Below are 11,266 nucleotides of genomic sequence, written 5' to 3'. Positions count from 1 at the left end.
ATATACTGATTTGTTGTGAGGTATTTGATGAGAAAGACATATGATCACTCCTTTTCTTAATACCTCAATTATACCATATTTGAAGATAATATATTAAATTTTCAAGGTTCAAATGGCCCATTTGTCGGGCAACTCATATTATGTTAATAAGGTTATTTACGATGTAAATGTTGCTTTTAAAGAAACGATATTAGCCAGAATAAATGACAATAACTATTTTGGGGAATCTAGTGAAGAAGATGAACTGATTATGCTACTAAAAGATTATATTTATAGTGATTTAATAGAAAAGTTTGGAGAAATGTTAGAGTCTAGAAGACTGCAGTTGCATATATCTGACAAGGCTAATAATGAATTTATTGAATTAATAAATCAAATTAGTTATACACAAATATTAGCACTATGCAATAGAGTTGCAGTTTTTTTCTCGGATAAAGTATTGATAGGAGATATGACAAAAAGTGTTGCTAAAAACGCTGTGTTATCTAATGTATCAAAATTTTATAATAGAGCTGTTGAATCAGAGTGGGCATTAAATCATGCGGAACTTGATTATATAGGTAAGGATTTAGAATTTTTTATCACTAGAGTATTGAATAAGGATATTTCGATATTAAAAGATGTTGCTTCAGTGGAAAACTTAAGAAACTGGAGAAAACGAGAAAAAGATTATAACAAAATGATCGGTCGAGCAGAAGGATAGAGGAGATGACAACGTATGGCAGCATTTTACACAGAAGCAGATTATGAGAATTCCGTCATAGAGCTGTTTCAAAACATGGATTATGATTATGTATATGGTCCAAATATTGAAAGAGACTTCAAAAGTCCATTATATGACGAGGTGTTAGAGGAAAGCTTACAACGTATTAATAAGGGAACTCCTTATGATGCGATTAATGAAGCTTTATTAAAGTTACGCAATTTTGAAAATGGAGAACTAGTGCAACGCAATGCAGTATTTATGGAATACTTGCAGAGTGGTATTCCAGTTCGCTATTTTGAAAAGGGCGAAGAACGCTCTAAAATTGTATATCTGGTGGATTACGACAATGCTGCCAACAACTCCTTTATCGTTGCTAATCAGTGGACATACATAGAAAATAGTGAAAAGAGACCTGATATTATATTGTTTTTAAATGGACTGCCAATTGTTTTAGTGGAATTAAAATCACCTTCCAGAGAGGAAACGGACGCTTCAGAAGCCTTTTTACAAATTCGAAATTACATGCATGAGATTCCGTCTATGTTTATTTACAATGCGATTTGCGTGATGAGTGATCAACTGACATCAAAAGCTGGAACGATTACTTCTGGAGAAGATCGTTTCATGGAATGGAAAACAGTAGATGGAGATTATGAAAACACTCAATATGCAAAATTTGATATATTTTTTCAGGGAATGTTTACCAAGGAACGCTTGCTGGATATATTAAAGAACTTTATTTGTTTTTCTAATGATGGCACCAATTTAATTAAGATTTTAGCGGGATACCATCAGTATTTTGCAGTTAAGAAGGCGATTGAATCTACAAAAAACGCTACTGTTACAGATGGAAAAGGTGGTGTGTTTTGGCATACACAAGGAAGTGGTAAATCGCTATCTATGGTATTTTATGCACATTTATTGCAATCAGCATTATCTAGTCCCACTATTGTTGTTATTACAGATAGAAATGATTTGGATGATCAGTTGTATGGACAGTTTGCAAAGTGTAGAGATTTTTTAAGACAAGAACCAATTCATGCTTCAAGTAGAGAAAATCTGACTTATTTGTTGGAAGGACGAAAAGCGAATGGAATTATTTTTACAACAATGCAGAAATTCGAAGAATCGCAGGAACCATTATCGGAGCGAAGAAATATTATTGTTATGGCGGACGAGGCACATCGTGGTCAATATGGATTAGATGAAAAAGTGAAAATTGTAACCAATGAAAAGGGCGAAGAAGAAGCAAAGATTGTTGTCGGAATAGCTAGAATTATTCGAAATAGTCTTCCGAACGCCACCTACATAGGTTTTACGGGAACACCAATATCTGCAAAAGATAGAAGTACAAGAGAAGTTTTTGGCGATTATATAGATGTTTATGATATGACGCAGGCAGTTGAAGATGGTGCAACAAGACCAGTGTATTATGAGAGTCGTGTTGTGAAGTTACAGCTAGATCAAGAAACGCTAAGCCTAATAGACCAAGAATACGATCTTATATCTGAAAATGCAGATGCAGGAGTAATTGAAAAAAGCAAACACGACATGGGGCAGATGGAAGCTATCCTTGGTGCAGATACTACAATTGATTCATTGGTAACTGATATATTGAATCATTATGAGAACTTCAGAGAAAATCAATTGACGGGTAAAGCAATGATTGTTGCATATTCCCGCCCTATTGCATTAAAGATATATCAAAGAATATTGGATTTAAGGCAAGATTGGGATAAGAAAATTGCTGTAGTAATGACTTCAACGAATAAGGACCCAGAAGAGTGGCGTAAAATTATTGGCAATAAAACACATAAGAATGAATTGGCAAATGAGTTTAAAGATAACAATAGCGAGTTGAAAATAGCAATTGTTGTTGATATGTGGCTAACTGGGTTTGATGTACCATCTCTTGCCACCATGTACATGTACAAGCCTATGAATGGACATAATCTGATGCAGGCAATAGCAAGAGTGAATCGAGTATTCCAAGATAAAGAAGGTGGACTTATCGTTGATTATGTTGGAATTGCGGCAGCCTTAAAACGAGCAATGAATGATTATACAGTTCGTGATAGAAAGAATTATGAGGATACGGATGTAGCAAATGTTGCTTATCCAAAGTTTTTAGAGAAGATATCGATTTGTCGGGATTTGTTTTATGGATATGATTATTCCGCGTTTATGGGAACCTCTGATTTGGAGCGAGGTAGAACTGTAAGCGGTGCAGTAAACTTTATAATTGCACCAAGCAGAAAAGAGGATCAGGAAGATTTCTTAAAAGAGTCATTAATGCTTCATCAAGCATTGTCATTATGTGCTTCATTAGTGGATGAATCACTTCGATTTGAAGCAGCGTTCTTTGAATCGGTACGAGTTCTAGTAATGCGTTTATCAAATCAAGGCAGTGGAAAAAAGATATCCCTGCCAGAGATGAATGCACGCGTTAATGAATTGTTAAAGCAAAGTATTAAAAGTGATGGTGTAATTAACCTATTTTCAGATGTGAAAGAGGAGTTTTCGCTATTTGATCCAAAGTTTTTAGAAGATGTATCTAAGATGAAAGAAAAGAATCTTGCGGTTGAATTACTAAAAAAACTAATTGCAGAACAGATTCAAGTATATAGAAGAACAAATGTTGTAAAGTCAGAAAAGTTCTCGGAGATAATTCAACGGGCAATGAATTCGTATTTGAATGGTATGCTTACAAATGAAGAGGTTATCGAAGAACTTTTAAAATTGGCAAAAGACATTGCAAGGTCAAAAGATGAAGGCAATTCACTGGGGTTAAATGAAGAAGAATTAGCATTCTATGATGCGTTGACTAGGCCGCAGGCGATTAAAGATTTTTATGAGAATGCAGAATTAGTTGCATTGACGAAAGAGCTAACAGATACACTTAGAAAAAATAAGACAATTGATTGGCAGAAAAAGGAGTCAGCGAGAGCACGTATGAGAATGCTGATTAAAAAGCTTCTTAAAAAATATGGTTATCCACCAGAAGGACAAGAAGATGCGGTTCAAGTTGTTATGACACAATGTGAATTATGGACAGATAATATAATGCCAGAGGAAAGAGTAATTAAGTTTCCTAGCAGTGTAACATATGATGTACAATCTGAAAAAACAATGATGGTTGCTGAAAGTGAGATTCCATATAATGCGGATAAGGAGTAATAGAGGATGAGCGATAATAAATACTTTAATTGGACCGACTGCTATATTGAATTGTCTAATAAAATCCTAGCATACAAATCTAATCGAAAAGGACTACTCGATTTGTTGGTTAAGGTGTTTGACGAGGCAGATTTGAATTTTCCATATATGGAAGATGGGGCTGTTCTAAAGGATATCTGTCCATTCACGGTTATGGGGGCATTCAACCGAGGATTGAAGGATGAAAATAGAATTGCAATTTTAAATGCTTTAAAGAAACATTTAGATATAGTAGCTAATATTCCAAGCTCGTTTGAAGGAATACCAGTACTTAATAATATGAAAGCTTGGTTCTTTTCGTATTCAAAAGATCAGGAAAGTAGTGATATAGACAATCTATGGGATATGTTTGAGATTGCTTTGTCCTATGCAGATGCTCCTTCAAATGAGAAAAAGGAAAAATTTGCATCTATTTACAATATGGTATTAACACAGTCGAATGTGAAATGGAATTTGACGATGGGATTGTATTGGAGTAGACCATTTACTTATATTAACTTGGATGATAGAAATCGCAAGTTTATTATGCAACCAGATAATTTGCCAGATTATTTTACCACTGTGTTCAAAGATATTAACAAGAAGATGCCAGATGGTAATAGATATCTTTTTATTTGTGAACAGTGTGCAAATGCCATTAGGAATGGTAATTTTGGTTATGAGAATCTTCCAGAATTATCGTACATAGCATGGAAGTCTACACAAGGAAGTACTGGAAAAAAATCAAATGCTGAATTTTTAAAATGGTTTGCACCAATTGTAAAAGCATTGACGGATTTGGGTGGACGAGCAAATCCAAAGGATGTGCGTGAAAAAATAGCAGAAAATGAAAATGTATCGTTGGAGGAATTATCTGTTGTACGTGGAAAAACAAAAATGAATAAGTATGCAAATGAAGTTGCATGGGCACGAAACTATCTAGCATATGAAGGTTTGATAGACAAATCTGAGCGAGGAATTTGGGCTTTAACAGATAAAGGATTGAGCTGTGAAATGACAGATCAATATGCAAGTGATATCTTCCAAAAGTGGGTTGAAATTCTTAAAAACCGTAGAGACGAACAAATTGAAGATGAGACAGAAGAAAACAGAGTTCATTTTTGGATGTATGCAGCAGGAGAAAATTCAAGGCTATGGGAACAATTCTATAAAGAAGGAATTATGGCAATAGGCTGGGATGAACTTGGAGATTTATCGGAGTATGCAGATCGTGACGAAATGATTACCGCAATGCAAGAAAAAATTGCAGATGGTAAATCGTATAAAAATGATTCACTAGCGACATGGCAGTTTTTGAAAACAATGTCTGTGGGTGATATTATTTATGTGAAAAAAGGAACGAGTAAGGTTGTCGGAAGAGGCGTTGTAAAATCGGATTATAAATATGATTCTTCACGAAAAGAGTATAGAAACACGCGTGAGGTTGAATGGACAAATACTGGTGAATGGGAACATCCGGGACAAGCTGTATTAAAGACTCTCACAGATATTACTCAATATACGGATTATATTTTAAAGTTAGAGATAATATTTTCAGAAGCAAATGGAGAAGAGCTAGAAATACAAAAGCCGATAGTTTATCCGAAGTATTTAGAAGAAGATTTCCTGGACGAAGTGTTTATGAGTAAAATAGACTATGATAGTTTGACAAGATTAATTCTTAAAAAGAAAAACGTGATTTTGCAAGGCGCACCTGGTGTTGGAAAAACATATGCAGCCAAAAGACTTGCATATTCTATTATGCAGGTAAAGGATATGAGCAGAGTTACAATGATTCAATTTCATCAGAGTTATAGTTATGAAGACTTTATTATGGGATATCGACCTACGAAGGAAGGATTCGAATTAACACCTGGCCCTTTTTATGAATTTTGTAAGAAAGCACAGGATGATGATGGACGGGAATACTTTTTCATTATCGACGAGATTAACAGAGGGAATTTGAGCAAGATTTTTGGAGAATTGCTAATGTTAATAGAGACAGACAAACGAGGTGAGAGTTTACGACTTTTATATAAAAATGAATTATTTGTGGTTCCATCAAATGTGTATATTATTGGAATGATGAATACCGCGGATAGAAGCCTTGCAATGATTGATTATGCGTTACGGCGTAGATTTGCATTTTATGAATTGAAACCTGCATTACAAAATACGCAGTTTGAAGATATGAAGCTCGTTGCTGAAAATGAAAAATACAATAAACTTATTGAACGGGTAATCGCATTGAACAAGGTGATTGAAGCGGATGAATCTTTAGGAAGTGGTTTTGTTATTGGACATAGTTATTTCTGTGTTTCAGAGAAAATTTCTGACGATGACGTGTCAGCAATAATAGAATTTGAATTAGTTCCATTGATTAAAGAATACTGGTTTGATGAGCAATCAAAAATTGATGAATGGACATTAAAATTGCGTGGTGTTATGAATGGCTAATATTAGTATAAAAAATGTATATTACATGCTCAGTTATGCATTTCGTGTTCTTAATGAAGATAACTACCATGATATAAAGACGGAAGAGTTTGAATATACCGCTGATTTGCTTGCGGCAATTCTTGAGAAAGGATTATCTAGTCAGATTAAGCGAGGATTGGGCAGGGAGTATGTTCAGAAATCAGATACGATTGCTTCTCCTCATGGGAGAATAGATTTTTCGGAATCAGTAAAAACAAAAAGTTTGCATTCTAAAAAGCTTGTTTGCAACTTTGACTCATATGAAGAAAATACTTATATGAATCAGGTGCTGAAAAGTACATCATTAATGTTGCTTCATTCATTTGATGTAAAAATAGAGCATAAAAAGTCGCTCAAAAGGTTGATACTGTATTTAGATAGTGTTGAGGTAGTGAATCTAAGAGATGTAAAATGGAAAGGGTTTCAATATTCAAAGAATAACGCTACTTATAAGATGCTTATCAATATTTGTTATCTTGTTGCAAAGGGATTATTACTTACAGACGAGCATGGTGATTTGAAAATGTCAAAATATCTTGATGATAGACAAATGCATAATTTGTATGAGAAATTTATTCTTGAATATTATAAAAAACATTACCCGGAGTTCAAACCGACTGCATCTCCAGTTGATTGGAATGTCGATGATGGATTTTTAGAACTATTACCAATGATGAGAACGGATATTACATTAGAATATCACGGGAGAACAGCAATTATCGATGCAAAATACTATTCTAGGATGCTACAGTATAATGAACTGTACAACTCGAAGACATTGCATTCCGATAATATGTATCAGATTTTTACATATGTGAAAAATAAGGATGTAAATCACGACGGAAGTGTAAGTGGTATTTTATTATATGCTAAGACAGATGAAGAAGAGGCGCTTGATCAGAATTATTTGATGAGTGGTAATAAGATAAGCGTGAAGTCTATAGATTTGGGACAGGAATTTGATGGGATTAAGAAGACTTTGGATGAAATCGCAGTTGAATTATATTAAGATGCGATAAAAAGGAGACTTGAAATGAGTAATAAGAATATTTTTTTATCATATTGCTGGGCAGATGACAAAATAGCAGATGATATCTGTACATCATTTGAGAAGCAAAAGGAAATAACTATTCATAGAGACAAAATTGAAATTGAAAGTTGGAGAAGTATAAAAGAATTTATGCAATCTATATCACAGATGAATTATGTAATTATTTTGATTTCAAGAAAATATTTAGAATCAGATAATTGTATGTTTGAAGTGCTAGAGATTATGCGTGATAGAAATTATAAAAACAAAATATTTCCTGTCATAATTTATGATGCAATTTATGATCCGATGGTAAGACTTGGTTATGTAAGATTTTGGGAAGAGAAAGGTAAACGATTTGAAAATGAGCTAGAGGGTCTAAAACTCCAGAACATACAGACTTCGGCAGGTACATTAAAGCATTATCATGAAATAGCATTACACATCGATGATTTCTTGGGCCAAATAGCTGATATGAATAACCCAATGGTAAAAGATGTGCCAGAGAAGATAAAAGAAATTTTGGGGTTCAATGAACAAAATTACAATAATGAATTATCAAATTCGAAAGAGGATATATTTAAAAAGATTGGCATTGAAAAGAATTATACAAATTCAAAACCTACAGATTTGGATGTGAATCAGTTTATAGACGATAGTTACAAGAATATAATTTCTTTGCTTAGTATGCTGTGTAAACAATATGAAAACGAAAATTCTGATATAATCGTTAAGTGTGAGTCATTAGACTCTAGAAACAACTTATTTCAATTCTATCGTAGTGGAAATCTTGTAAGAGGACTGAAAATTTATAAAGGAAATATGTTTGGTGGTACCGAAAGCATATTCATTTCAGAAAATAGTATGTCTTACGGAGGTGGCCATTCATGGAATGGTCAATACGATTGTAAAGTAGGCAATGGGGAATTGAAGATGTTTGCAGTAATGTCATTAGGTAGAAGTAATGAACCAATGGAAGCAGAGGATTTTGTAAAAGATATATGGGTAAATTACATTCAAATATATTTGAATCGATAATTGAAAGATTATCATTGAGAAAGATTGGCTAAGGATAGAGTTGGAAGCGAAAATTTATATGAACAAAAACTCAGAACAGATAATAAAAGATTTAACAATGATGCTACTCTATCTTACCAAATTTCAAGATAGAGACATTCCATGCATTGATGATAAAGCAATTTATAATGCATGGAAAGGTTATAATTTTGATATACTAAATGAGCTAGATAAAGAAGACTACATAAGACAAGGAAAGAATCCTTCAAAGAGCAAATATGTATATATTACAGAGGAGGGAATTAAGAAAGCACAGGAGTTGCTTTCAGAATATGGTATTGCTGATTAAAAAAAATGTGGGAGGTGATGGAATGACAACACAATTCATGAGAGATTTACTTACCAAGAGAGAAAAAATCACAATTGAGTACAAGGAATGCCAGAATGGAATTCATAACGATGTATATGAGACAGTATGCTCATTTTCAAATCGTTATGGCGGATATATTATTTTGGGTGCAGAAGATGATGGAACGCCAATTGGCATTAATAGAAATATGGAACGCGATATGAAAAGAAACTTTGTAAATCAGCTTAATAATCCCGATAAAATGTCACCAACACTTTATCTTTCCATTGAAGAAATGGAATATGAAGGAAAACTATTATTATGGGTGTTTGTTCCTCCAACATCTGTTGTAGAAAAATGCTCTGGAAGAATATTTGACCGAAATGAAGATGGAGATATGGATATTACGGAATCGCCAATTCAATTACAGAATATGTACAATCGTAAGAGTACCACCTATACAGAACATAAGATATTTCCTTATGTAACAGAGAATGATTTGAAGATGGAATTAATGGATAAGGTTCGTAATTTAGCAAAATCAAAGAAACCAGATCATCAATGGCTTGGATATTCCGATAAAGAAATTATGATTAGTGCAGGATTATGGGAGAAAGACTTTTCATCAGGATTTGAAGGATACAACTTGGCAGCAGTGTTGTTATTTGGTAAGGATGAAGTTATCAGATCTTGCTGCCCAGGATATGTCACAGATGCAATATATCGTGTGAGAAATCTTGATAGATATGATGACATGATAAAGGTCAATACAAATCTGATTGAAGCATATGAGATTCTTATGGAATATATAGCGAAGCATACATCGGATAAATTCTTCTTGATAAATAATGTCAATACGAGTGTGAGAGATCTACTTGCAAGAGAGATTGTTGCTAATATTATAGTTCATAGAGATTATGCTAGTGCATATCCAGCAAAAGTAATTATTGAAAAAAGTTGGCTGCGAACAGAAAATTGGTGTATTCCAAGAAAACACGGAAATCTTATGAGTGATGAATTTACTCCATATCCAAAGAATCCACTTATATATAACTTCTTTGCGAATATAGGACGTACAGACACAATTGGTTCCGGCGTGAAGAATTTGTACAAATACACACCGATTTATTCCGATGGTGGAAAACCAGAATTATTTGAAGATGATGTGTTTAAAATCTCTATTCCTTTAAATGTAGAAGCTGCAAATGAAGTAAAAGAAATGAACACCTTATCTGAGAGAGAAAAAGCAATTTTTAATATGATTACAAAAAATAAGACTCTTACTGTTGAAGAAGTAATGGCAGAGTTTTCGATATCGAGAGCAACAGTATTTAGAGATTATGCAAAAATCCGAAAGATTACTGGGGCTGTATATGATAAGAAAACTGGTGAATGGAGTTACTAAGTTCCATTGTTGGTCTCATTAGTCTCATAGATAGTCTCATTGGTCTCACTCGAAAATGAGACTAATTATAAGAGAATATTCTGAAAAATTTGAAAAATATTGAAGTTACAGGGAAATTAGCATGGATAGTATCATTGTCAGTCTCATTAATCTCATTGTTGAAGTGAGACTGAGATTAGAATTTTGTGCAATGATTGCGAGTAATATTTAAATTTGTTATACGACAAGTCAGAAGAAGATAATTCGCTCATTTCAAATGAGCGAATAAATGATGGAATGGGGAATCTGCTTGTAGATATAAAGTGTATCATTGACACTACTCCACATTCTAGAATAATTAAAGATATTGTTGATGCCGGTTTTATTAAATTATGAGATCCAAATGCTGCACCTAAGTTACGAGGATATATACCATATTGGACATGAATTTTGTTGATGGGTAGTTGATGAATTTGTCTGTTAGAGATGTAGACAAAACTTCGGTCAAAAAAAATGACCGAAGTCTTGACCGAAGAATACTTATTGCATGGGGATAGAATTATATTTATGGGAATAGGCTTAAGCGAAGCATGACTATTGAAAGTCAAAAGTTGGCCATTCATCTAAAAAGCTGGCTATTTAACTTAAAAAGCTGGCTTTCAAAAAAGGAAACTGGCGATTGACACTCAAAAGTCGGCGATTGATGAAATTTATTCGGCGATTGAACAACAAAAATATAATGAACTAAATAACAGAGGCAAATGTTTTTAAAGTGTATGCTGAAAAAGTTCTTGCAAATATTCACTTTCTGAGTTTAACTTAAAAAGTTATCCTGTTCACTTGAACAGGATATGAACAGGATAACTTTAGGCGAGTGACGATGAAAAAATGATTGCAAAAATTCAAATTCTGAGTCATACTTAATATGTTGGTGAAAGCCATCAGAATATTATTCTGTGAATTGAATCATGGGTGAAAATGCTATATGTAAGCCATTAGAACTTGTATCAATGACGAAAAATTTAATTGGTACTACATTGGCACTAAAAGGATTGAAAAGGATATGGAACAAGTAAAAAAATACATTTATCTATACTGCAATGTATA

At 33.5% G+C, this 11,266-nt stretch carries 7 protein-coding genes; all 7 read left to right on the top strand.

Translation table 11 applies throughout. The annotated features are described in order from the left end of the window. Nucleotides 1–112: 112 nt before the first annotated feature. From RMR19_RS16005 to RMR19_RS15975, 7 genes are read left to right on the top strand one after another with little or no spacing between them, the layout of a single operon-like run. Nucleotides 113–703 carry a hypothetical protein gene (locus RMR19_RS16005; RefSeq protein WP_310604504.1) on the top strand — a complete coding sequence of 197 codons (591 nt, stop codon included), beginning with the start codon at nucleotides 113–115 and terminating at the stop codon, nucleotides 701–703. Nucleotides 704–718: 15 nt separating this feature from the next. Beyond that, on the top strand, nucleotides 719–3,883 hold the full coding sequence (locus tag RMR19_RS16000) for a type I restriction endonuclease subunit R (RefSeq protein ID WP_310604503.1): 3,165 nt from the start codon (nucleotides 719–721) through the stop codon (nucleotides 3,881–3,883). A gap of 6 nt (nucleotides 3,884–3,889) precedes the next feature. Further along, on the top strand, nucleotides 3,890–6,358 hold the full coding sequence (locus tag RMR19_RS15995) for an AAA family ATPase (protein ID WP_310604502.1): 2,469 nt from the start codon (nucleotides 3,890–3,892) through the stop codon (nucleotides 6,356–6,358). Then, nucleotides 6,351–7,388 (top strand): 5-methylcytosine-specific restriction endonuclease system specificity protein McrC, encoded by a 1,038-nt coding sequence (gene mcrC, locus RMR19_RS15990; RefSeq protein ID WP_310604501.1) that lies wholly within the window; start codon nucleotides 6,351–6,353, stop codon nucleotides 7,386–7,388. Before RMR19_RS15995 ends, mcrC begins: the two co-directional genes overlap by 8 nt. 24 nt (nucleotides 7,389–7,412) lie before the next feature. Next, nucleotides 7,413–8,447 (top strand): toll/interleukin-1 receptor domain-containing protein, encoded by a 1,035-nt coding sequence (locus tag RMR19_RS15985; protein ID WP_310604500.1) that lies wholly within the window; start codon nucleotides 7,413–7,415, stop codon nucleotides 8,445–8,447. A gap of 58 nt (nucleotides 8,448–8,505) precedes the next feature. After that, complete coding sequence (locus tag RMR19_RS15980) at nucleotides 8,506–8,775, top strand: DUF6429 family protein (protein WP_310604499.1); 270 nt, start codon at nucleotides 8,506–8,508, stop codon at nucleotides 8,773–8,775. A 22-nt stretch (nucleotides 8,776–8,797) separates the two neighbouring features. After that, on the top strand, nucleotides 8,798–10,180 hold the full coding sequence (locus RMR19_RS15975) for an RNA-binding domain-containing protein (protein ID WP_310604498.1): 1,383 nt from the start codon (nucleotides 8,798–8,800) through the stop codon (nucleotides 10,178–10,180). Nucleotides 10,181–11,266 lie beyond the last annotated feature (1,086 nt).

The organism is Anaerosporobacter sp., assembly GCF_031551385.1.
Classification (GTDB): Bacteria; Bacillota; Clostridia; order Lachnospirales; family Lachnospiraceae; genus Anaerosporobacter.
Note: the sequence above shows the minus strand (reverse complement) of the source record. Positions and strands in the feature narration are given on the sequence as shown.

Excerpts from the sequence above, each read along its gene's own strand:
- RMR19_RS15975 (WP_310604498.1), top strand. The coding sequence starts at position 8,798 with ATGACAACACAATTCATGAGAGATTTACTTACCAAGAGAGAAAAAATC.
- RMR19_RS16005 (WP_310604504.1), top strand. The coding sequence starts at position 113 with ATGGCCCATTTGTCGGGCAACTCATATTATGTTAATAAGGTTATTTAC.
- mcrC (WP_310604501.1), top strand. The coding sequence starts at position 6,351 with ATGGCTAATATTAGTATAAAAAATGTATATTACATGCTCAGTTATGCA.
- RMR19_RS15985 (WP_310604500.1), top strand. The coding sequence starts at position 7,413 with ATGAGTAATAAGAATATTTTTTTATCATATTGCTGGGCAGATGACAAA.
- RMR19_RS15980 (WP_310604499.1), top strand. The coding sequence starts at position 8,506 with ATGAACAAAAACTCAGAACAGATAATAAAAGATTTAACAATGATGCTA.
- RMR19_RS15995 (WP_310604502.1), top strand. The coding sequence starts at position 3,890 with ATGAGCGATAATAAATACTTTAATTGGACCGACTGCTATATTGAATTG.
- RMR19_RS16000 (WP_310604503.1), top strand. The coding sequence starts at position 719 with ATGGCAGCATTTTACACAGAAGCAGATTATGAGAATTCCGTCATAGAG.